The organism is Kitasatospora sp. NPDC001261, assembly GCF_042896795.1.
In the GTDB taxonomy this organism is placed as follows: domain Bacteria; phylum Actinomycetota; class Actinomycetes; order Streptomycetales; family Streptomycetaceae; genus Kitasatospora.
The window spans coordinates 190,595-211,103 of record NZ_JBIAXP010000013.1; the positions used below are offsets into that span (position 1 = coordinate 190,595).

General features: G+C 73.6%; 24 protein-coding genes. 14 read left to right on the top strand and 10 right to left on the bottom strand.

The genetic code is table 11. The features are described 5' to 3' along the window. Positions 1-45 precede the first annotated feature (45 nt). Together ACFY4B_RS19290 and ACFY4B_RS19295 are read right to left on the bottom strand one after the other, a co-directional pair. Positions 46-624, bottom strand: a complete 579-nt coding sequence (locus tag ACFY4B_RS19290) for a DUF6368 family protein (RefSeq protein WP_387969164.1) — start codon at positions 622-624, stop codon at positions 46-48. Positions 625-724: 100 nt separating this feature from the next. Continuing rightward, positions 725-886 (bottom strand): hypothetical protein, encoded by a 162-nt coding sequence (locus tag ACFY4B_RS19295; protein WP_387969167.1) that lies wholly within the window; start codon positions 884-886, stop codon positions 725-727. A gap of 90 nt (positions 887-976) precedes the next feature. Between ACFY4B_RS19295 and ACFY4B_RS19300 the strand changes: the two genes are divergently transcribed. Further along, a complete protein-coding gene (locus ACFY4B_RS19300; protein WP_387969170.1) occupies positions 977-2,179 on the top strand; it encodes a helix-turn-helix domain-containing protein in 1,203 nt (400 codons plus the stop codon). On the opposite strand, the gene ACFY4B_RS19305 is transcribed toward ACFY4B_RS19300, so the two are convergent. Then, a complete protein-coding gene (locus ACFY4B_RS19305) occupies positions 2,134-3,636 on the bottom strand; it encodes an alpha/beta hydrolase (protein WP_387969173.1) in 1,503 nt (500 codons plus the stop codon). The two genes, ACFY4B_RS19300 and ACFY4B_RS19305, sit on opposite strands and share 46 nt — an antisense overlap. Positions 3,637-3,761: 125 nt before the next feature. Between ACFY4B_RS19305 and ACFY4B_RS19310 the strand changes: the two genes are divergently transcribed. Beyond that, positions 3,762-4,226, top strand: coding sequence for a MarR family winged helix-turn-helix transcriptional regulator (locus tag ACFY4B_RS19310; protein WP_387969176.1), 465 nt, complete (start codon positions 3,762-3,764; stop codon positions 4,224-4,226). Positions 4,227-4,353: 127 nt separating this feature from the next. Next, positions 4,354-4,875 (top strand): cupin domain-containing protein, encoded by a 522-nt coding sequence (locus tag ACFY4B_RS19315; protein WP_387969178.1) that lies wholly within the window; start codon positions 4,354-4,356, stop codon positions 4,873-4,875. A 293-nt stretch (positions 4,876-5,168) separates the two neighbouring features. Here ACFY4B_RS19315 and ACFY4B_RS19320 read toward each other — a convergent pair whose 3' ends face one another. Together ACFY4B_RS19320 and ACFY4B_RS19325 are read right to left on the bottom strand one after the other, a co-directional pair. Next, positions 5,169-5,933, bottom strand: a complete 765-nt coding sequence (locus ACFY4B_RS19320; protein WP_387969181.1) for a hypothetical protein — start codon at positions 5,931-5,933, stop codon at positions 5,169-5,171. Positions 5,934-6,145: 212 nt separating this feature from the next. Continuing rightward, on the bottom strand, positions 6,146-7,741 hold the full coding sequence (locus tag ACFY4B_RS19325) for an alpha/beta fold hydrolase (RefSeq protein ID WP_387969183.1): 1,596 nt from the start codon (positions 7,739-7,741) through the stop codon (positions 6,146-6,148). 327 nt (positions 7,742-8,068) lie between these two features. On the opposite strand from ACFY4B_RS19325, the gene ACFY4B_RS19330 reads away from it, so the two are divergent. The 3 genes from ACFY4B_RS19330 to ACFY4B_RS19340 all read left to right on the top strand — a co-directional run bounded on the left by ACFY4B_RS19330 (position 8,069) and on the right by ACFY4B_RS19340 (position 10,641). Continuing rightward, positions 8,069-8,968, top strand: a complete 900-nt coding sequence (locus ACFY4B_RS19330; protein WP_387969186.1) for a DUF1963 domain-containing protein — start codon at positions 8,069-8,071, stop codon at positions 8,966-8,968. A gap of 132 nt (positions 8,969-9,100) precedes the next feature. After that, positions 9,101-10,126 carry a questin oxidase family protein gene (locus tag ACFY4B_RS19335; protein WP_117485183.1) on the top strand — a complete coding sequence of 342 codons (1,026 nt, stop codon included), beginning with the start codon at positions 9,101-9,103 and terminating at the stop codon, positions 10,124-10,126. Positions 10,127-10,413: 287 nt separating this feature from the next. Continuing rightward, the gene (locus ACFY4B_RS19340) at positions 10,414-10,641 is read left to right on the top strand and encodes a holin (protein ID WP_049657972.1); all 228 of its coding nucleotides are present in this window, start codon (positions 10,414-10,416) and stop codon (positions 10,639-10,641) included. Positions 10,642-10,705: 64 nt separating this feature from the next. On the opposite strand, the gene ACFY4B_RS19345 is transcribed toward ACFY4B_RS19340, so the two are convergent. From ACFY4B_RS19345 to ACFY4B_RS19365, 5 genes are all read right to left on the bottom strand, one after another. After that, positions 10,706-10,843, bottom strand: coding sequence for a DUF397 domain-containing protein (locus tag ACFY4B_RS19345; RefSeq protein WP_387969190.1), 138 nt, complete (start codon positions 10,841-10,843; stop codon positions 10,706-10,708). Then, positions 10,806-11,789 carry a helix-turn-helix transcriptional regulator gene (locus ACFY4B_RS19350; RefSeq protein ID WP_082346111.1) on the bottom strand — a complete coding sequence of 328 codons (984 nt, stop codon included), beginning with the start codon at positions 11,787-11,789 and terminating at the stop codon, positions 10,806-10,808. The genes ACFY4B_RS19345 and ACFY4B_RS19350 overlap by 38 nt, the downstream gene beginning before the upstream one ends. A 223-nt stretch (positions 11,790-12,012) precedes the next feature. Next, positions 12,013-13,272, bottom strand: coding sequence for a S1 family peptidase (locus ACFY4B_RS19355; RefSeq protein ID WP_387969193.1), 1,260 nt, complete (start codon positions 13,270-13,272; stop codon positions 12,013-12,015). 68 nt (positions 13,273-13,340) lie between these two features. Next, a complete protein-coding gene (locus ACFY4B_RS19360) occupies positions 13,341-13,733 on the bottom strand; it encodes a hypothetical protein (protein ID WP_387969195.1) in 393 nt (130 codons plus the stop codon). 4 nt (positions 13,734-13,737) lie between these two features. Next, positions 13,738-14,175, bottom strand: a complete 438-nt coding sequence (locus tag ACFY4B_RS19365; RefSeq protein ID WP_049657959.1) for a hypothetical protein — start codon at positions 14,173-14,175, stop codon at positions 13,738-13,740. Positions 14,176-14,533: 358 nt separating this feature from the next. Here ACFY4B_RS19365 and ACFY4B_RS19370 point away from each other — a divergent pair, with 358 nt between their 5' ends. From ACFY4B_RS19370 to ACFY4B_RS19405, 8 genes are all read left to right on the top strand, one after another. Further along, positions 14,534-14,929: a hypothetical protein gene (locus ACFY4B_RS19370; protein ID WP_387969199.1), complete on the top strand. Its 396-nt coding sequence runs from the start codon at positions 14,534-14,536 to the stop codon at positions 14,927-14,929. 533 nt (positions 14,930-15,462) lie between these two features. Then, positions 15,463-15,738: a hypothetical protein gene (locus tag ACFY4B_RS19375; RefSeq protein ID WP_387969202.1), complete on the top strand. Its 276-nt coding sequence runs from the start codon at positions 15,463-15,465 to the stop codon at positions 15,736-15,738. 19 nt (positions 15,739-15,757) lie between these two features. Then, entirely contained in the window at positions 15,758-16,543 is a 786-nt protein-coding gene (locus tag ACFY4B_RS19380) for a helix-turn-helix transcriptional regulator (protein ID WP_049657953.1), read from the top strand. Between the two features lie 172 nt (positions 16,544-16,715). Beyond that, on the top strand, positions 16,716-17,126 hold the full coding sequence (locus ACFY4B_RS19385; protein WP_387969205.1) for a sigma factor-like helix-turn-helix DNA-binding protein: 411 nt from the start codon (positions 16,716-16,718) through the stop codon (positions 17,124-17,126). Between the two features lie 300 nt (positions 17,127-17,426). Then, a complete protein-coding gene (locus ACFY4B_RS19390; RefSeq protein WP_049660537.1) occupies positions 17,427-17,636 on the top strand; it encodes a cold-shock protein in 210 nt (69 codons plus the stop codon). Positions 17,637-17,978: 342 nt separating this feature from the next. Continuing rightward, positions 17,979-18,374 (top strand): hypothetical protein, encoded by a 396-nt coding sequence (locus ACFY4B_RS19395; protein WP_387969207.1) that lies wholly within the window; start codon positions 17,979-17,981, stop codon positions 18,372-18,374. 124 nt (positions 18,375-18,498) lie between these two features. Continuing rightward, entirely contained in the window at positions 18,499-19,398 is a 900-nt protein-coding gene (locus ACFY4B_RS19400; protein WP_387969210.1) for a S1 family peptidase, read from the top strand. A gap of 65 nt (positions 19,399-19,463) precedes the next feature. Continuing rightward, on the top strand, positions 19,464-20,471 hold the full coding sequence (locus ACFY4B_RS19405) for an aldo/keto reductase (protein WP_387969213.1): 1,008 nt from the start codon (positions 19,464-19,466) through the stop codon (positions 20,469-20,471). The last annotated feature ends 38 nt before the right edge of the window (positions 20,472-20,509 follow it).

Consider the following 20,509-nt stretch of genomic DNA (forward strand, 5'->3'; position numbering starts at 1 on the left):
CGGGACTCCACGACCTGATCCGACGTCCAAGAGGGGCCGGGCCTGCTATTTGACCAGGTGGAAGTCCGGATGCCGAAGCCAGGCGGCCAGGAACTCCACGTCACCGACATGCCGGAACCAGCGGTTGGCGCCGCCCGTGTCGTAGGAGACCTCTGCCACCTTCCCCGGTAGGGACGCCACCAGTGCCCTCGCCCTGGCGAGGTCCGCGTCGCCGCGCGTCCCATCACGCGGAGTGGGAAAGCCGAGGACGCCGTCGAAGTCGACCAGCGCGCCGAAACGGCGGGCCAGGGCGAGGGCGAGGTGGCCAAGGAGCAGATGGTTCTCCTGCCCCGAGCAGTCGGCGCACAGGACCAGCCCCTGCACCGGGGGCGTCAGGAAGGCCGAGTAGTCCTCGTCGTCCGCCGGCACGTACTCGTCCTCCGACAGGACGAAGCCGCCGACGCCGACCGGATCAAAGTGCCGCAGCCCCAAGGGCGAAGCCTCCCGCACCCGGAAGGCCAGATCGCCACCGGCCTCGGTCCTGACCGGCTCGCAGAAGGTCTCCAACCACGGGACCACTCCGGCCAGGACGTCCCCGAAGGCGCAAGGTTCGAAGAGCCACAGCCCGACTGCCGGTCCCGACACGATGCCTCCAGACGCGCGTGGTCCGATGCCACGGGCAGCCCCGGTTCTACCAGGTCCTGGAGGCACACGCGTGATCGTTGACGCGACACGTCCTGACGTCCTAGCGGCGCACGGCGAGGACGGCGGTCAGGGCGCTGACCGCGGGGCCGCCGAGGAGCAGCACGGCCGGGTGGCGGGGCCGGGACTGCAGGGTCAGGCGGAAGCCGCCGACGCGGAACTCCAGGAACGGGCGAGGGGGACGGGAACGCTGCTGTCGGCGCATGGGGATCTCCGTGGATGGGACGACTCTCGGTACAGCGCCCATCACAATGGTCTGCACGGTGGTTGCGTCAGGTCGCAACCGGAACTTGCGGTGGGAGAGCGCAACTTGCCGACGGCGCAACACGGAGACCGGCACGGGGTGCCCGTGCGGAGGGGGCTGGCCCCGCTCGACGAACGGCTGGCGGAGCCGGAGCGGCGCTGCGCGGAGCGCCTGCGCGAGCTGCGGGAGCGCACCGGCCTCACCTCGGAGGAACTGGCCGAACGGCTGGGTGTCGACCGGACCCGGCTGTCGAAGTTCCTCAACGGCCGGGAGGTGCCCCGCCTGGAGACCGTCACCCGGCTGCACCGCCTGGCGGCCGAGTGCGAGGGAGTGGAGGTCTCGCAGGCCGAGGCCGCCGAGATCCGGGCGCTGATGTACGCGGCGGCGCGTGTGCGCAGTCCGCTGCAGGCCCGCGAGTTCGAACTCGCCGCCGCCCGTGAGGACCTCGACCTCCACCGCGCCGAGGCAGTCCAGGAGCTGGCCGACCTCCAGCATGAACTCCACGACGAGCGCAAGCGGCGCCAGGAGGCGGAGGACGCGCTGGAGGACGTGGTCTTTCGCAGTCGGGAGGAGGTCCGCGCACTGACGGAGGAGCGGGACACCGCGCTGGAGCGCATCGCGCAGTTGGAGGACCAGATCCGGCAGGCGGGGGCCGTGCTTAGGCTGCGCGAGCGCGAAGCCGGGGCCCTCGACCAGATCACCCATGCCACAGAGGCCGAACTGGCGGCCTGGGAGAGCGGTGGCACGGGTGATCTGGCGGGCATCTGCGCCACTATCGCCTACCTGCGCGATGCCGACGAGGATGATGCCGCGGACCGCCTCATCGGGCAGTTCGTCCTCGGCCACCCCGTGCACTACATCGTGCGCCTTGCCCATGAGCTCAACTCCATGTCCCGGTTCCGCGAGAGCGTCACGGTCGAGAACGAACTCGCCCGGCAGGGAAGGCCCATCGACCTCTTCCGGTGGCTCTCCCGTGAGGACAGACAGAGCGAAGCTCGCTTGAGCCTCATTACAGCGATGGCCATCGCTGCGCCCATCGAGCATCTCGTTCGTTTCCACAAGGCCTGTGTGGACCACGGCGACATGGACATGGACTTCGATCTGCAGAAAGCCATGGTGGAGAGGAAACGGGTGATTCTGAGGAGCAACGGCGACTATTGGACCAGGGAGCTCCAGAGCCATCTGGAGGCCCTACGAGAGGCCTTGGCTCAGCAGACGGTGTCCGCTGCTGGCAGCGCCCCCGTCGACAGGTAGGTGTCCACCGCCGCGTTCGCGCACGGGCTGTAGCCGTTGAGGGTGAGGGTGTGGACGCGGCCGGGGACGGTGACCAGGCGGGAGCCGGGCAGGCGGGTGTGGAGGGCGAGGGCGCCCTGGTAGGGGGCGTGGGTGTCGCCGGTGGCGTGGAGTTGGAGGGCGGGGACGGTGTTGCGGACCTCGACCGGCGGCTCCAGCGGGGCGCCGCGCCAGGAGGCGCACGGGACGGGGCCGTTGTAGACCGGGCCGAAGACCGGCTCGGTGGCGCGGGAGTGTTCGACGGCGTCGCGGTACCACGCGGCCGAGCGGGGCATCGCCACGTCGTCACACACGATGGCGACCGTGGACGACAGGCCGGCGCCGGCCTCCGGGCCCGGGGCGAGGAGCATGGTCAGCAGCTGGTGCAGGGCCGGGCCCGCCTGTACCGGCCGGCCGTCGGCGGCGTCCAGCAACTGGCGCAGCGCGTCCGCGTATTCGGCGCTGTCGCGGTCGTCGCTCTGGAAGACCGCGAGCAGGACCGGCAGCAGGGCGCCGTCGAGCCGGTAGCCGTCGACGGCGATCGGCGCCGCCTCGGCCCGGCGGACCAGGCACTCGACGGTGGACCGCACCGCCGCCGGGGTGGCGCCCAGGTGGTGGGCGGCGTCGCGCGGCGCGGCCCAGGCGGCGAAGTCGTCCAGGGCGCGCTCGTTGGCGCCGCCCATGTCCTGGAACACCCCGATGCCGTACCGCGCCGGGTCGAGGGCGCTGTCCAGCACCAGCCGGTCGACGCGCCGGGGGAACAGCTGCGCGTACACCGCGCCCAGCATCGCGCCGTAGGACTGCCCGAAGAAGGAGGTCCGCTGCTCGCCCAGCGCGGCGCGCAGCACGTCGACGTCCCGGGCGGTGTTGCGGGTGGTCAGGTGGGGCAGCAGGTCCGGGTACTTGCTCCAGCAGGCGTCCGCGTCGGCCTTGGCCAGGCGCCAGGCCTGCTCGAAGCCGGCCTGGCCGGTGCCGGTCGAGCGCAGCCAGGTGCCGCGGGTGAGGCCGCAGTTGGGGCCGCCGGCGCCGACCCCGCGCGGGTCCATGCCGACGAGGTCGTAGGCCGCCGCCGTCCCGGGCGCCAGCTGCTCCCGCAGCGCGGCCGGCATGTCCAGCCCGCGCTCGCCGGGCCCGCCGGGGTTGGTCTGGAGTATCCCGCGGCGTTTGGCGGGGTCGGCGGAGCGGATCCGGGAGACGGCCAGGGAGAGGGTGCGGCCCCGCGGCTCGCGGTAGTCCAGCGGGACGGTCAGGGCCGTGCACTCGGCGCCGGCCAACTGCGGTTCCTGGCAGGGGGACCAGGCGAGCGGCTGGCGGTGGAAGCGCTCCAGCGGGTCGGCGGCGGGGGAGGCCGAGGACGCGGGGGAGGCGGGGGCGGCCGCGCCGAGTACGGCGGCCGCGGACAGGGCGAGGGCGGCGGCGAGCGCCGGTGCGGTCTTCATGTGGGCCACCCTAGAAGGGAGTTGACCATCGCTGGGCCCCGGGTCCTGGAACTGCCTTGACCTCAAGGCGGCTTGAGGTCCTACGGTCGGTCGTGTCCTGACGGACAGGTGAAGGAGCACCGGACATGACGATCAAGACCTACGAACCGCAGATCATCGCCGCCCAGCCCATCGGGGCGTGGACCGGCGAGCTCTTCCGCCGCCTGGTGGTGGACGGCCTGCGCGTGCAGCTCGCGGTGGAAGGCCTCACCCAGCCGCACTGGTGGACGCTCAACCACGCCGCCGGCCGGCCCGGCGGGTGGACCCGCACGACCCTGGCCGAGCGGCTCGCCCCGTACGACGACCAGGGCACCGCCTTCGACGCCGTCTTCGACGACCTGATCGCCCGCGGCTGGCTGACCGAGGACGCCGACGGGGCGTTCACCCTGACCGAGGAGGGCGAGGCCGGCCGCCTGCGCGCCCGCGAGCGCAACCTGGCGGTCAGTGAACGCGCCCACGAGGGCATCGGCACCGAGGAGTTCGTGACCACGATCAACGTGCTGCGCCGGATGGTGGCGAACCTGGGCGGCAACGGGAACCTCCCCGACTGACGGCGCCCGGGCGGCACGGGGGAGGCCGAGGATGCGGGGGAGGCGGGTCGGCGGGAGGAAATTGACCCATGGAAACGGTCGCTGATTGCCACCTGATCGTGGGTCTTTCCGGCCATAGGTTGGTCACATGACGACGACGAAGAACACCGCCCCCGCCGCCACCGCCGCCGCCCCCGTGCTGACCCGCTGCGCCGAGGCCGAGATCTGCGCCGACCCGAGCTCCACCATGACGCTGCTCGCCGACTCGGCCCCGGGCGAGGGCGGCTTCACCGTCTACCGCTCCACCTTCGCCGCCGGCGCCCCCGGGGCGCCCGCGCACTTCCACACCCGGGCCTGGGAGCTGTTCTTCGTGATCGGCGGCTCGCTGCGGGTGCTGGTCGGCGAGGAGGTCACCGTGCTGGGCGCGGGCGACTTCCTGGCCGTGCCCCCGCACACCCCGCACGCCTTCGCCGCCGCCCCGGGCTCCGAGGCCGACGTGCTGTGCGTGTTCGCGCCCGGCATGGACCGCTTCGACTACCTGCGCCTGCTGGGCAGCGTCATGCGCGGCGAGACCGCGCCGGGGGCGATCGCGGCCTCGTCCGAGCGCTTCGACAACCACTACGTCGACAGCCCCGCCTGGCGCGCGGCCCTGGCGGGCGACGGCGCCTGAGACCCGCGGGGCCGCTCGACGGGCCGGGTCCTCGACGGGCCGGGGCGCTCGACGGGCCGGGGCCGCCCGGGTGTGGAACGGTGGAAGACCGGAAGTCCCGGCTGCGAGAGGAGTGGCCATGTCGTCGAAGCGCCGCCGCAAGAAGAAGGCCAGGGCCAAGCACGGGGCCAACCACGGCCGCCGCCCCCAGTGCTGAAACGCGGCTGAACGGGTGAGCCGGTGAGCGGGTGAGGGCGCCCGGACGGGCCCGGAGAGGCCGTCCGGGCGCCCCGGCCCCACCGGGCACCCCCCGCTCAGAGCCGCCCGCGCCCCGCGAAGCCGCCGCGCGCCACCTTGTGGTACTGGCAGTGGTCGACCCAGTCCGCGCCGAAGGCCAGCTCCAGGACCACGCCCCGCCCGTCCGCACGGGCCTCGTCCAGCAGCCGTGCCGCGTCCGCGTCCGGCGGGGTCTGCTCCAGCACGAAGAGCCGGTCGGGGTACGGGCCCGCCGGGATCGGGTCCCGGGGCGGGATGCCGGGCCGGTCCCAGGTCAGCTTCGCACCGGGGCTGGACAGGCAAGGGGGGTCCATCCGCCAGCCGTTGGCGTCGACGCCGCCGTCGCGGTACCAGCGCAGCGCGTGCTCCAGGCTCCCGTGCGGGTCCGGCCCCTGCCCGTTGGCCTGCCACTCGGCCACGTTCGCCGCCTCGATCCGCCGCAGGACGTCGAGGACGTCCTCCCGGACGACGAAGTAGGCGCGGGCGTGGATGCGGCAGACCAGCAGGGTGTCCCGGGGGTGGTCCAGGCCGTAGGAGGACGGGCGGGTGGACTGGTCCAGCACCTGGGTCAGCAGGTGCTCGACCCCCTCCACCGCCCCCAGCGCCTCGACCAGCGCCCGGATCCGCTCCCGCTCCGCCGCCCGGGCCGCCCGTGCCGTCGGTGAACCGATCAGCCTGAGCTTGCGCCGCTCGGTCGGCCAGTGGTGCGCCCGCAGCGACTGCACGCCGTTGAGGAGCGGGTTCACCAGCATGACGACGAGGTACACGAGGCTCGTCGCCACGTCCTTCAGCAGCTTCTTCACCGGCAGGGATCCTCTCGGGTCGCGCGCGTCCGCGCCCACACCCTGGCCCGCCCGCGCCGCGGCCCGCAATCCGCCCCCGTACTCAACTCCCCAGCGTGCCCGAGCCGTTGCCGAGCGCGAGCACGGGTACGGGCACGAGCGCGAACGCGAACGCGACCGCACGCCGTCCGCCGCCGCCCGGACCGCGTTCGGACGGCGGCGGGACGCTGCCGCTACTTGGTGCAGGTCACGTCGGCCTCCGGCAGGCGCCCGCCCGCCAGGTAGGCGTTGACCGTGTCGTCCACGCACGCGTTGCCGTACGTCCCGTACAGCCCGTGCTGGTCGGCGCCCCGCAGGGTCAGCAGCCGGGAGCTGGGCAGCAGCCCGTGCAGCGCGACGCCGTCCCGGTAGGGGGCGCGCGGGTCGCCGGTGGCGGAGAGGATCAGCGCCCGGGCGTCGCGGCGCACCTCGGTGGGCGCCTCGCGCGGGGCGTCCAGGAAGGCGCACGGGGAGATGTTGTCGAGCAGCGGGCCGGACAGCGGGTACCGGGCGCGGTCGCGTTCGATCCGGCGCCAGTACTCCTCGGGATCGCGCGGCGCCGTACCGTCCGCGCACAGGATGGCCTGGGAGACGCTGCCGGCCTGCGAGCCCTGCGGGGTGAACAGGAAGCGCAGCAGGGCGGTGGTCTCGGCCGAGGGGGTGACCGGCCGGCCCGCCGCGGCCTCGGCGAGCACCGCCATCAGCTCGGCGAGGCCCGCCCGTTCCGGGTCGGAGTCGCCCTGGAGGTTCCCGAACACCAGCAGCGGCACCCGGGTGTCGTCGAGCTCGAAGGCGTCCGCGCCGGTGCCGAGGACGAGCGGGCGCGCCGAGGCCGCCCCGACCGTCCGCAGCACCCCGGCGACCACCTCCTCGCGGGTGCGGCCCAGCCCGTAGGTGTCGTTGCGCCGCGCCGCCCAGTCCGCCCAGTCGGCGAACGCCCGCTCGTTCGCCCGCACCATGTTGGGGAGCAGCTCCGGCCCGACGTGGTCCGGGGCCAGCGCGCCGTCCAGGACCACCCGGTCGAAGCGGCCGGGGAACATCTGGGAGTACACCGTGCCCAGGTAGGTGCCGTACGAGAGGCCGAGGTAGGAGATCCGCCGCTCGCCGAGCGCGCCCCGCACCACGTCCATGTCCCGGGCCGCGTCGCGGGTGCTCGCGTGCGGCAGCAGGTCCCCGGCCGCCGAACGGCACCGGGCCGCGAGGTCCCGCTGGAAGGCGACCTGGCGCTCGAAGGAGGCCCGGGTGGTCCCGGCGGAGGTGATGTTGTAGCCGATCGGCCAGTCGCAGTCGAGGGGGGCGCTGCGGCCGGCGAAACGCTGGTCCAGCCCGACGATGTCGAAGCGGGCGGCGGTGTCCTTCAACGCGGCGTGCACCCTCGTCGGTGCGCCGAGCGTCGGACTGCCGGGGCCGCCGTCGTTCAGCAGCAGCGTGCCGATCCGGTGGCGGGTGTCGGTGGCCTTGATCCGGGAGAGCGCGAGGGTGACGGTGCGTCCGCCGGGGTCGCCGTAGTCGAGCGGCACGGTGACCTCCGCGCAGCGGGCGCCGGCCTTCTCCAGGTCGGTGCCCACCTGGTCGTCCGGGCCCTGGACGCAGCTGTGCCAGTCGGGGCGCTGCTGGTAGTAGCGGTCGAGCGCCTGGGTGGTGGCGGCCTGGGCGGGGACGGTCGCGGCGGCCGTGGTCAGGGCGGCGAGGGCGAGACCGGCCGCGAGGGTGCGGCGCCGGGCGCGCGGCCCGGCGGGGCCTGGTTCGGTGCGGTGTGGCTCGGCGGTGCGGGGGCGTGGTTCGCTCATGACGTCTCCTCGGCGGTGCGGGGCCCGGCGCGGGCCGTGGCGAAGGCAGGGGTCGTGACGACGATCGCGGTACCGGCGGCCGTGTCTACGGAGGACACCTGCACCTGTGCGAGCTGACGGTACGTCAAAAAACGGACGCCGGGGACCGGATGGTCGGTGTCCACGGCATTGACATCCCCGCCCGCCCGAGTTGGAGGTGCTCCCGTCCGGCCCGCCGTCGCCGGGCGGGCCGGACGGCGGGCGAGGCCGCTGTCGGTGGCGTGTCCTACGGTGATGCCGTCGGCGGGTACGCGGTGCCCGCCCGAGCACCGCCCGATGGAGACGACGATGACCCGCACCACCCCGAAGCGCGCCGTGGACTTGGAGCAGCTGTTCCCCGAACTGGTGCCGCTGCGCCGCGACGCCGTACGCCTCCACCCGCGCGCCGGCAGCCCGTCCGCGGCCGAGAGCTCGGTCGGCGGGCCGCCGCTGTGGCCCGCCGACGAGCCGTGGCCGCTGTGCCCGAGCACCAGCCACCCGGGGGAGTGGGGCGGGCCCGCCGCGGAGGGGCCGGTGCCGCTGGTCCCCGTCGTCCAGATCCACCGCCGGGACGTGCCCCAACTCGCCTTCCCCGCCGGGACGGACCTGCTCCAGGTGCTCTGGTGCCCGTTCATCATCGGCCGCTGCCCGACCGCGACGCCCCTGGTGCGCTGGCGGAGCTCCGAGGAGGTCGGCCCGGCCCTCGCCGCCGTGCCGCCGACCGTGGGCACCGCGCCGAAGGACAGCATCCCGGCACCGTGCGTCCTGCACCCCGAGCCGGTGGTCGACTACCCGAGCTGGGACATGCCGGAGGACCTGGGCCCGGAACTGAGCGTGCGGATGGAGGAACTGCGGGCCCGCACCGGCCTGCGGTACGGCTACCACCTGGCCGAGGCGCCGGGGATCAAGCTCGGAGGGTACCCGGGCTGGACCCAGGAGCCCTGCTGGCCGGACTGCCCGACCTGCGGGCGGACGATGGAGCACCTCCTGACGGTGAGCAGCTGGGAGTACGACGGTCAGTCGTACCGCACCTGGCTCCCGCTGGAGGACCGGGACGACGAGACCGGCGAGGAGCGCCGGGACGCCGACGGCGGCCGCGGGGCGCACAGCCCCGCCGGGCTGATGATCGGGGACGCGGGCGGGGTGTACGTCTTCGAGTGCCGGTCCTGCCCGGACCGCCCGGTGGACCACCACTGGGACTGCTCCTGAGGCGCCGCCGCCCGTCCGTCCCCCGGCGGGCCTCAGCGCCCGCCGGACCGGACGGGCAGGCCGGAGCCCTTCGCCGGGCCTAGGTCTCCGGCCCGTTACGCCGTCGGTGGCGTCCCGCCTACGGTCCTTGCCGTGGATACGACGGACACGACAGGCATTCTGGACGAGGCGCTCCAACGACTGCACGCCTCCGGGCCCGAGCGGCTCGGACGGCTCACCAACCACGCGCCGATGGCCGTCGAGGCCCTCGCCGCCCACGGACAGGCACGGTCCGTGCACCGCTGGCTCGACCAGTACGCGCGCAAGCTGGAGGACTTCCCGCCGCGCGTCGAGCCGGTCACGGCCGCCAACTGGCGTGCGGCGCTCGGCGATCCGAGCCGCGCGGCCGACTGGATCGACCACTTCGAGCGCCAACTCGCCGACCACCCCTGGCGCGAGGTGCTCGCCCGCTGGTGGCCCCGGCTGCTGCCCGGCCTGTACGGCGGCTCGACACACCCGGTGATCCGGGTGGGGCACGCCGTGCGCACCCTGCTGTCCGGCGGCGAGGCCACCGGGCCCCGGCTGGCCGAACTCGCCCACGGCCTCGGCTACTGGGCCGCCCGCCACCGGCCCGTCGCCGCCCTCGCCACGCTGCCCGGCGTGCTGTCCGGCGCGGCAGCCGCCCTCGACGCGGTGCCGCCCATCGCCCTCCAGGACGGCGGCTTCCCCGCCCGGCTCGACCGCGTCACCGCCCTGCCGGCGTGGGCGGTCGGGGTCACGCGGCCGCAGGAGGCGGCCGACCGCCTCGCGGAACTGGTCCGGGCGGCGACCCACCGCTACGCCGCCTACGGGCACGGCGAGGAGACCATGCTCGTCCACGCCGCCACCGCGCCCAACGCCGTGCTGCGCGCCCTGCCCGCGCTCCCGCCGGACCTGTGGCCGGCCGGCCTGCGGGCGGCCTGGACGGCGTCGGCGGCGGTCACCGCGATGTACGCGCCGACCGAGCCGGCGGCCTGCACTCCGCCGGGCACCCTCACCCCCGAGGAGGTCTTCGAACGGGCCCTGGCGCACGGCGACGAGCACGTGATCAAGCTGGCGGACACCGCCCTCGACGTCGGCGACGCCCCCGCCCTGGCGGCGGCGCTGCGCGCGATGGAGCTGAGCGCCCCGCTGGGGTGAGGCGGGCGCGGGGCCGGACGCGGAAAGGAAATCGGTACCGGGGCGCGTCGTCGGATCCGGCGGCTTGAACGTGTACACCGGGGCGGCAACTCCCCGATGGCGCATGCCCTCCGACCCTCCGGCCCCGTCGACCCCCTCCGACCCCGACGGCTCCGACGGCCCCGCCCCGGGGCGTCCGGCACCCCACCGCAGTCCCGCAGGACGGCATGCCCTCCGAAGAACGGCGCCGCCACCGGGTGCTCCGCAACCGCGCACCCCACCACCTTCACCGCGAAGGAGTCCTGACCATGCGGAAGCTCATCGTCGACCTGGTCGAGCGCACCGTCGCCACGTACGCCGTGGCGTTCCTCGGCCTGCTGCTGGCCGACAAGTTCGACCTCACATCGATCGGCTCGCTCAAGGCGGCGGCGGTCGCGGCGCTGCCCGCGGCCCTGACCGTGCTCAAGGGCGCGGTGGCCACCCGCATCGGCGACCCGGACTCGGCCGCCCTGCTGGGCCGCAGCAACCGCGAGTAGCCGGCCCGGCATAGCAGGGGGCGGGGCGCTATCGGGCGCCCCGCCCCCTGTCGTTGATGTCCGGTCAGCTCTCGGCCGGGAACTCGTCCCCCCGGATCGCGGTGATGAAGGAGTCCCAGGCAGCGGCCGGGAAGAGGAGGGCCGGGCCGTGGGGGTCCTTGGAGTCACGCACAGGGACGAGACCGGGAAATCCGGGGGCCACCTCGATGCACTCGCCCGCGTTGTCCCCGCTGTAGCTGCTCTTGCACCACTGCGCCCCGCTCAGCTCGGCGTTCCGCATACCGGTATTCCTCCGTTACTTCGGTCATGAAGGCATGGGAGTCGTCGACCGAGAGTACAGACCCGCGGACAAGGTCGAAGTCCCGGCGGGCCTCCTGCACGATCGAAGGGGCGTCGCTGAAGTGCCCTCGGTACAGGCTCTCCGAGTAGACCCACTCCTTCCCGTCGGGCAGCTCCAGCAGCACCACCGATGTGGTCGGCAGCTTCCGCGTCCTGCAGGAGAACGGCGCTACCTGGATCAGAATGTTGGACCGTTCCCCGACGGAGAGGAGGTGCTCCATCTGCCTTCTCATGGTGCCCGGTCCACCGATGACGCTCCGGATCGCGCTCTCATGGAGGACGACGATCATTGACGGCCCGTTGTCGACCAGGTAGCGGTCCTGCCGACTCAGCCGAGCCTCCACCCGCTCGGCCAGCCACTCCGGGTTGTTCCGGGCATCGCCGAGGCGAAACATCTCGTAGGCGTACTCCTCGCACTGAAGCAGCCCGTTGATCCGCATGTACTGGAGCACCCGGGCGGCCACGGCCTCCGCTTCCAGCTCGACGTACTTCTGGAACCAGTCGGGGTGCTCGATGTCCGCATGCCAGTCCACCCGCTCCCAGAGCCTCACCAGCAGGCCCCTCATGCCGAGCAGCTCGTCGGCTCGTTCGACGGTGTCCCTCGGCATCGAGCGCTTGCCGCTCTCGTACCGGGTGATCACCGTTCGGTGGCAGTGCAGGAGTTTGCCCAGCCCTTCCTGCGTGTAGCCCGCCAAATCGCGCGCGAAGCGGAGTGCTTCGCCGAACATCACCGCCGGGCTCGACGTGAGACCGTTCTCCAGACGCCGATGTGGCATCCCAAATCCCCTCAGGTACTGCGGGTTCCGCACTCCGGTGTGATCGTCACCGTAGTCCCGGCATCCTCCGGGTTGTTACCGGAATGCGGTCTTTTGCTTGCACAGCGTCATGGCGCGCGCCCCCGGCGTGCGCCCTTGCCGCCGACCGCTGTTCGGACGGGACAGGCCCGGTTCCCGACAGGCGGGTGCGGGAAGCCGGCCGGGCCGGCTTCCCGCACCGAGGGTGCTCGCGTTCCTCACCTGTGCCGTGGGGCGGTCACTGGTGCCAGTCGACCGTGGAGATGGCGCCGAGATCGCGCGCGATCGTGGAGAGCGGCTGGATGTAGGTGTAGGGCCTCGGCGCGCTGCCGGGGGTCGAGCCGCCCGTCACGGTGCCGACGGCGCTGGTGCCGTAGAGGGCCGCACCTCCGCTGTCACCGTAATCCGACTGCATTCCGGCGACCTTGACCTGGCGGGTCGAGGTATAGGTCTCGTTGCCTATCGTTGTGGTGTAGGTGGAGATGCCGTCGACGAATGTGCCGCACCTCCAGCCGCTCGCCACGCCCGAGGCGCAGATGGTCCCGCCATCGACGATCTGGTTGTCCGCGCTGCGGATGTAGTCGTTGTAGACGTTGTAGCCGCTGGACGTCTTGACCGCGCTCCCGCCGGGGGTCCAGCCCCGCGGGTTGTCCATCGCGATCAGCGCGTAGTCCGAGGCGGGGAACTGCCGGTCGGCGATGTGGCCGATCCGGGTGTTGCCCTGGTTGTCCGGCCAGCTGTCGTCGCGCCGGACCGCCGGGTTCGACTGCCCCAGCCAGCAGTGGCCGGCGGTCACCAGGTAGGTCACACCGGCCTGTTTGATCATGATTCCGGCCGAGCAGGTGCCGGTGTTGTTCTCGTCCCGCAGGCCGTCGCCCCCGACCAGGCCGGTCCGGGCGTAGGCGGTCCCCTGGTGGGTGGTGACGCTGACCTTCGCACGGTCGGCGTCGGTGATGCCGGCCGTCCGCAGCATCGCCTCGGCGTCCGTGCCGGCCGGCACGTCCAGCACGACACGGTTGGTCCGGCTGTCCAGGGACCAGGAGCTGTCGCCCGGCGTCAGCTTCTTCTCCGCGGCCGCGTCGAGCCGCTCGTGCACCTCCCGGAGTTCGGCGGTGGTGTAGGCGGCGCGCTGCGGGATGATGCCGGCGGCCCGGGCCGCGCGCTCCCCCTCGTCGTCCAGCACGTTGGCGTGGACCTCGCCGTCCATCACGTCGAGCCACACGCCCGCGGCCCTGGCGCCCTGGCTGTCGCGGAACGCCCGGGCGGTCTTCGACAGCCCGCCCTCCGCGGCGAGGCGCTGCGCCACCTGCTGCTCGGGGAGCCCGAGTTGCTGCGCCAGCGCGTGGGCGGCGCCGCCCGGGGCGGCCGGGGGCGTCAAGGCGACGGTTCCGGTGGCCGAGGCCACGGCCGGGCTCTGGGCCGTGGCCGGTGCCAGGGTCACCCCGGCGAGCAGGAGCGCGGCTCCGGCCCTGGCGAGGGTCTTCCTGGAGACCTTCATGGTCTTCTCCTTCGTGCGGATCGAACGTGTTGAGGTGAGAGGGGAGCGAGCGGGCGCCGGGCCACCGCTCAGGCGAGGATGTTCATCTGCGAGGACATCAGCCGGTACTGGCCGGAGGCGTAGTCGTAGGAGACGTAGCCGGTCCAGTACGCGCCGACCAGCGAGTCGGTGAGCTCCCGGGTGAAGGTGTACGAGGTGCCGTACGAGGCCCACTGCCAGGCGCCCGAGACGTAGGAGTTCACGCCGCACTTGTCCGGGTCGTAGTTGTACAGCCCGACCCAGTCGTACTTCCCGACCGGGTTGCCGTTGTAGTTCCAGCCGATCGTGACGACCTGGGTCTCCTTCACGTGGACGGCGGCGGCCCAGGTGCCCGGCGCGGACTGGGCCGCCGCGGCGCCCTGGGCGGGCAGCGCGCCCAGCAGGGCGAGGGCCAGCGCCGCCGCCTTCGTCGACAGGGCCACCGGCTCAGTCGATGTGGGAGCGGTGGGACTCGATGATGCGGTACTGGCTGGAGGCGTAGTCGTAGGAGATGTAGGCCGTCCAGTAGTCGCCGCTGACCGCCGGGACGCTGGTCAGGTACGAGGTGCCGTGGTTGTAGGCCCACTGCCAGGTCTCGTAGTTGTCGATGCCGATGGCGTTCGGGTCGCGCTTGTAGAGGCCGATCCAGTCGTACTTGCCGACGTTGTTCGGCGGGGTCCAGTTGATCTGGACGTAGCCGCCGTTCTTCTCGGCCCAGGTCGTGGGCGCGTCCGCCGCCAGCGTCGAGTTCGGCGCGCCCTGGACGCTCCGGACACCGGCGGGCACCGCCGCCGAGGCGGTGGCCGTACCCGCGAGGGGCAGCGCGACGGCCGTCACCAGGGCCGCGACGGCGGCGGCACGGGTGCGATGGGGAATGCGGGACATGCGAGTCCTCCTGGGTCGTCTGCCGGCGGTGCCACCTGGCGGCCGCCGAGTCCGTGACCGGACCAGGAACACGCTCGTGGACTCCCGCAGACAAGCGGTCAACGTCCTGTCGACACCCTGGTCACCACGGCCGCGGACACCCCGCCCGGCGCCCCGGGTAGACAACCGATGAACGGCGAAACGGTGAACTCCCGTACCACGCCCATGATTTCAGGAGGACAGGCCTCCGCAACGGGAGGGCCGCCACGCGGATCGGAGGCAGTCCGAGGCTGGTCGGAGGGCGGCGCCCGCGGTGGTGTTACGGTCGCACCGCGCCGACCAGCCGGCCGGGCGGAGGGCAGTGAGGGAGCAGGGCGTCGTGGACGGACACACGGATCCATACAAGGTGTTCATCGACGTGCTGGCCCACCGCCACGCGGGTGCCCAGCGGCAGGCTCTGACCGGGGAGTCGATCGCCGCCTACACCGAGCTGAACCACCTCCTGGGGCGCACCAAGGGAACGCTGGCAAGGACGGTGTGGCTCGACTGCGCCGACGAGCTCGACCGGTGCGTGAGCCTCTACAGAGGCGCCTGGGCGCGGTTCGCCTCGGTGGTCGGCAACGACTACCCGAACGGTGCGGACACCGCGCCCTCGCCGGAGCTGGGCCCGGAGACGACCCGGGCGTTCCAGGAGGCCGCGGACGGGCTCCGGGCCGCGCTCGCCGTCCTGCGGAGGGAGGCCCGCCTGCTCGGCTGCGAGAGCTGGGTTCGCTAGGGGCTTCCCTCCGACCCGGGTGGCGGCGGGGGATGCGAGGGCCGGGGGGAGGGGCGGTGGCGGGGCCCGTCACAAGTGGAGCCCGCGCCACCGCCGGAGTGCAGAGAGACCGCCTCGGGCCACCGGGGCCGGGCGGTCTCTGCTGTTCGGGCGGGCCCATGCGCCAACACGGCCCGCTGCCGATGTTCCCGAGATGTTGGAGTGAACAGCGCCCCCCGGGTTCCGGACCCGCAGGTCCGGGTGACGCCGCTGTCAATCGTCACACCCGGCCAGGACGGCTTACAAGGGCGCGCTGCACAAAGGCGCATCAAAATCCGGTTTCGATTCGTTGAACTGCGGCTTTCTGGTACGACGTTCGCAAGATTTCAGGTAGGGGCCGGGACTGTCGCGCATCAATCCGCGCGATGTTCGCCGAACCGATTGGGATTCACCCATATGCCTGACAGAGTGTCATCCAACGGGCACCCCGTGCGACGCCAACCGCACAAGTGCCCACCCGTTGGAGTGGACAGTGATATAGGAGGGTTCCCTCGATGACGAGGAAGCGGAACAAGCGCGTCCCCATCCCCTGCGCGGACGGCGTCCCGAGGCCCGCGCGCCGCCCGGCCCTGCCCTGGCCGTTCGTGGCCGGACAGTCGTCCGTGACGGCCGTGACCGCCGGCCAGGTGGCCGTGGTGATCGTCGTGGTCGTCCTGACGGTCGCGCTCACCGCCGCCCTGGTGGTGACCGGCATGTCCGCCGGAGTGGCGCTCGAACTGACCACCGGGGGCTGGCTGTTGGCCTCCAGGCTGCAAAGGGGACGGGCCTAGGGGAGAGCGCCTGCCTGCGATGGGACGCCGAGAGAACCCGATCGAGACGACCGAGCCGGCGCTGAGCCGACTGGCCGCCTGGCTGCGGGAGCAGCGCGAGCAGGCCGGGTTGACGTACAGTCAGCTCGCCGTTCGGACCAACTACCACGCCACCACCCTGCAACGGGCCGCCAGCGGACGCTCCCTGCCGAGCTGGAAGGTCGTCGAGGCCGTCACCGGCGAATGCGGCGGCGACCTCAAGACGGCCCGGCGCAAGTGGGTCCACGCCAACTACTGGGCCCACGTGCCCCGCCCCTCGGGGAGCCGGCGGCTGCGCGCACCGAGGCGGGTCGACCCCCAACAGGTCGACTCCTTCGCCGACTTGCGCCGGGCGATGCACGAGATGCGCCGCAAGGCCGACTGGCCCTCCCTGCGGGAACTGGACCGCCGGGCCCGCGACCGGGGAGGGCGCCTGCCCTCCAGCACGCTGGCCCTGGTCCTCAAGGGCGAGGCCCCGCTGCGCAAACCCGTCTTCCTCGCCTACATGGAGGTCTGCGGGGTCCGGGAGGCCCGCCGCGCTCTGTGGGCGGCGGCCTGGGACCGGACGAACAACGCCCGCACCCCGTTCCCGGTCAACTCGCGCACGTACCAGAGCGAGTTCACCCGGGCCATGCAGTCCTCCAGTGCCGGGACGTCGACGGACATCCTGTTCCGGCTCTGGATGACCCTGCGCACCAACCTGGCCGCCGACCGCGACGACGGCCCCGGCCACTCCGGCGCGGCGGGCCGCGGAGGCACCGACGACAACCCGCCGGTGCTCGTGTGACCCGGTCCGCGGCCGGGACGCGCCACCCGCGTCCCGGCCGCGGGCCCCAGCCACCCACGGACGGGCACCCGCCCGCGTCCCCGTCGCGGGCCGGCATCCGCCCGCGGGCCGGCGCCCGCCCGCGCCACCTGCGGGAAACCTCGGGACACCTCGGGAAACTCGGGACACCACCATGCCGACACCACCACGCCGCCCGGCCGCCCCCGGGCCCGCCCTGGGCCTGTGGGCGCTGCACGACCTCCACCTGCGCCACTACCTGAACTACGCCGCACTGCTCCTGTCGCCCGCCGACGCGCCCCTGGCCGTCCGCGCCGCCTTCGAGGAGCTCGGCGGCCACTGGCTCGACGCCCTGGCCACCGCCAGCCCGGCCGCCTGCGCCTGGCAGGCGGTGCGCCGCCGCGTCTGCGCCCTGGCCGGCCCCCGGCCGCTCGGCCCGGTCGCCCACCTCACCGCCGCCCAGCAGGACGTCCTGCTGCTGCACCTGGTCCTCGACCTGTCCGCCGCCGAGATCGCCGCCCTCACCGGCACCGAGCCCGCCGCCGTCCACGTCCAGCTCCGCTCCCTGGCGGCCGCCCGCCGCTGAGCGGCCCCGCCCGGGGTGCCCCGCCGTGCGGCGCCCGGGGCCGGGCCGGGCCGGCCCGTACGGCCGGCGGCGCACCCGGAGGTCACCGGTGCGCCGAAGAAGAGCGCCGTGAGAATTCCCGTTTCGGCCCGAGGCCTGTTACGGTCGTAGGAGTTGCAGTTTTGGTTCCCATGAACTCTGTGTGCGCCTGCTGATTCCCATCGCAGGCGTATTTTTTTTCTGAGATCCCGGCGGGTCATCAGTGCGGCGACGAGTAGCCCGCGCAGTGCGGTCTACAGCGCCTTAGAAGGAGAATTTCCCATGGCTTTCGGCACCGTGAAGTGGTTCAACGGGGAAAAGGGCTTCGGCTTCATCCAGCAGGAAGACGGCGGCCCGGACGTGTTCGCCCACTACTCGAACATCAACGCCTCGGGCTTCCGTGAGCTGCTCGAGGGCCAGAAGGTCGAGTACGACGTCACGCAGGGCCAGAAGGGCCTCCAGGCGGAGAACATCCGCCCCGTCGCTCTCTGACATTTCCCGCCGCACGATTCTCGAATCGTAGAGGGAACCGGGGCCCGTACCGCACAGGCGGTACGGGCCCCGGCCCATGTCCGCCCGCCGTCGCCGACCGTTTTCCTTATCCGCGAACCGGAATAAAACGGGCATGAGGGAATCCGCCCGCGCGCCGGACCCGCCGTACGAGCCGGACCCGCCGACGCGAACCGGTCCACGCCCTCCCGCCCTCCGCCGACCGTCCCGTGCAGAAGCCGGCGGTCGCGCCCGCCCCGGGGTGAGCCCGGCGGCGGACCGGGACCGTAGACGTGGACGGGGCGCCCGCTGCCGGAGCGGGCGCCGCGGCGCGAGGAGGCAGGCGTGCTCAGGTTCCACGGCGCATGGCGGATCACCGTGGTCGGCACGAGCGCCGACTTCGACCAGCGGGCGGTCGTGCGCGGCGCGTACGGACTGCGGGTGCTGCCGGGGCGGGTCGGCGCCACGATCGCGGTCGACGAGGAGAGCTGGACGCTGTCCCTGGAACACCACCCGTTGGGCCGCACCTGGCAGCCCAACCTGCGCACCACCCCCGGACCGGTCACCGAACACGACGGCCTGCGCAGCCAGTTGCTCACCAGCAACGACCGCCACTGGCCGGGCAAGCCGCTCGGCTACGTCAACTTCGTGCTGCGCCTGGAGCAGAGCGTCGCCCCGACCGGCGTCGTCCCCCCGCTGCCGTCGCCGTCGCCGGGGGAGTACGGGCGGGCCACCCGGTAGCCCGACGGCGGGTCCGGGGGCTACCCCCAGGCCGGAGCGGCCCGCTGGCCGGGTGTTGCGGCGGGCGGGCGCCGAGTTGACTGGTCGTATCCGCACCAGCCGACCGACCGAAAGGCCGTCACCCGTGTCGTTCCGCACGACCGTCCGCACCGCCACCCGTACCACCGCCACCCGTACCACCGCCGCCCGTACGACCGCCGGCGAGCCCGCCTCCCGCCGCCGTGGCGCCCGGATCGCCGCCGTCGCCGCCCTGGCCGCCGCGCTGGGTGCCACCGCCATGAGCGGCAGCGCCTCCGCGATCGTCAACGGCCGTGACTCCACCGAGCGTTACCCCTTCATGGCCACCCTCCCGCTGAGCGCGAAGCAGCTAGCCGACGGCGCCTGCGGCGGCACCCTGATCGACCGCCAGTGGGTGCTGACCGCCGCCCACTGCGTGGTGGGCACCGAGGACACCGGCGTCACCCTCAAGGGCACCGTGCGCATCGGCAGCGCCCACCGCGACACCGGCGGCAGCGTACGGAACGTCGAGCGCGTCGTCGTCCACCCCGGCTTCGGCTTCGGCGACGGCGCCACCCGCCCCAACCACGACGACCTCGCCCTCGTCCGCCTGGACCGCCCCGCCGCCGGGCAGCCCATCCGCATCGCCGACCACCCCGGCACCCCCGGCACCCCCACCCGGCTGCTCGGCTTCGGCACCGTCGTCGACACCCAGGACTACCAGCAGATGGTCTTCCCCGACCGCCTCCAGGAACTGCCCAGCCGCATCGGCGCACCGGCCGACTGCGCCCCCGGCTACGCCGACCCCACCCGCCTGTGCACGCTCAGCCGCGTCCCGCAGGCCATGGCCTGCTTCGGCGACTCCGGCGGCCCCCAGATCCAGCGCGGCCGCGGCGGCCGCTGGGAACTGGTCGGCACCACCTCCGGCCCCGGCGCCCCCGGCGTGCCCTGCGCGGGCGGCCCCGGCCTGTACACCGACGTGCCCGCCTACGCCCCCTGGATCCGCGCCACCATCGCCGCCGGCTGACGGCCCGGCACCACCACGCGGCTAAAGTCCCAGGTGAGAACCGTCGCGCCCGAGGAGAGCCCGCCATGCCGACCGACCCCGCCGCCACCGCAACCCCCGCCCCCGCCGCGCGCCCGCACCCCGCGCGCCTCGGCCTGGGCACGGCGGCCGTCGGCCGGCCCGGCTACATCAACCTCGGGCGCGACACCGACCTGCCCGCCGACCGCACCGTCGACGCCCTGCGCGCCCGCACCCACACCCTGCTCGACGCCGCGTACGCCGCCGGCGTCCGCTACCTCGACACCGCCCGCTCCTACGGCCGCGCCGAGGAGTTCCTCGGCCAGTGGCTCGCCGAACACCCCCGGGCCGCCGCCGAGGTGACGGTCGGCAGCAAGTGGGGCTACACCTACACCGCCGACTGGCGGACCAGCGGAGTCGCCGCACACGAGGTCAAGGAGCACTCGACGGCCGTCTACGACCGCCAGATCCGCGAGACCCGCGCCCTGCTCGGCGACCACTTGGACGTCTACCTCGTCCACTCCGTCACCCCCGACAGCCCCGCCCTCACCGACCCCGCCCTGCACCGGCGCCTCGCCGCCCTCGCCGCCGAAGGCGTGCGGGTCGGCCTGTCCACCAGCGGCCCCGCCCAGGCCGACACCATCCGCCGGGCCCTCGCCGTCACCGCCGACGGCCGCCCGCTGTTCACCGCCGTCCAGGCCACCTGGAACCTGCTGGAGACCTCCGCCGCCCCCGCCCTCGCCGAGGCCCACGCGGCCGGCTGGCTCGTCGTCGTCAAGGAGGCCATGGCCAACGGCCGCCTGGCCGGCCGCAACGCCACCGGCCCCGACACCACCGCCCTGCGCACCCTCGCACAGCACACCGGCGCGACCGCCGACGCCCTCGCCCTGGCCGCGGCCGCCGCCCAGCCCTGGGCCGACACCGTCCTCTCCGGCGCCGCCACCCCCGACCAGCTCACCTCCAACCTCGCCGCCACCCACCTGCGCCCCACCCCCGAGGACCTCGCCGCCCTCGCGCCCATGGCCGAGCCCGCCGAGGCGTACTGGCGCACCCGGGCCGCACTGCCCTGGTCCTGACGGGGCGCCCGCCGCCGGGCGCTGTCGGTGCCCGCCCC

Bases quoted from the DNA above. Each gene is read 5' to 3' on its own strand.
- ACFY4B_RS19385 (WP_387969205.1), top strand. From the start codon at position 16,716: ATGCCGACACCACCACGCCGCCCGGCCGCCCCCGGGCCCGCCCTGGGC.
- ACFY4B_RS19305 (WP_387969173.1), bottom strand. From the start codon at position 3,636: ATGAAGACCGCACCGGCGCTCGCCGCCGCCCTCGCCCTGTCCGCGGCC.
- ACFY4B_RS19330 (WP_387969186.1), top strand. From the start codon at position 8,069: ATGACCCGCACCACCCCGAAGCGCGCCGTGGACTTGGAGCAGCTGTTC.
- ACFY4B_RS19355 (WP_387969193.1), bottom strand. From the start codon at position 13,272: ATGAAGGTCTCCAGGAAGACCCTCGCCAGGGCCGGAGCCGCGCTCCTG.
- ACFY4B_RS19295 (WP_387969167.1), bottom strand. From the start codon at position 886: ATGCGCCGACAGCAGCGTTCCCGTCCCCCTCGCCCGTTCCTGGAGTTC.
- ACFY4B_RS19340 (WP_049657972.1), top strand. From the start codon at position 10,414: ATGCGGAAGCTCATCGTCGACCTGGTCGAGCGCACCGTCGCCACGTAC.
- ACFY4B_RS19325 (WP_387969183.1), bottom strand. From the start codon at position 7,741: ATGAGCGAACCACGCCCCCGCACCGCCGAGCCACACCGCACCGAACCA.
- ACFY4B_RS19390 (WP_049660537.1), top strand. From the start codon at position 17,427: ATGGCTTTCGGCACCGTGAAGTGGTTCAACGGGGAAAAGGGCTTCGGC.
- ACFY4B_RS19380 (WP_049657953.1), top strand. From the start codon at position 15,758: ATGGGACGCCGAGAGAACCCGATCGAGACGACCGAGCCGGCGCTGAGC.
- ACFY4B_RS19375 (WP_387969202.1), top strand. From the start codon at position 15,463: ATGACGAGGAAGCGGAACAAGCGCGTCCCCATCCCCTGCGCGGACGGC.
- ACFY4B_RS19365 (WP_049657959.1), bottom strand. From the start codon at position 14,175: ATGTCCCGCATTCCCCATCGCACCCGTGCCGCCGCCGTCGCGGCCCTG.
- ACFY4B_RS19315 (WP_387969178.1), top strand. From the start codon at position 4,354: ATGACGACGACGAAGAACACCGCCCCCGCCGCCACCGCCGCCGCCCCC.
- ACFY4B_RS19310 (WP_387969176.1), top strand. From the start codon at position 3,762: ATGACGATCAAGACCTACGAACCGCAGATCATCGCCGCCCAGCCCATC.
- ACFY4B_RS19405 (WP_387969213.1), top strand. From the start codon at position 19,464: ATGCCGACCGACCCCGCCGCCACCGCAACCCCCGCCCCCGCCGCGCGC.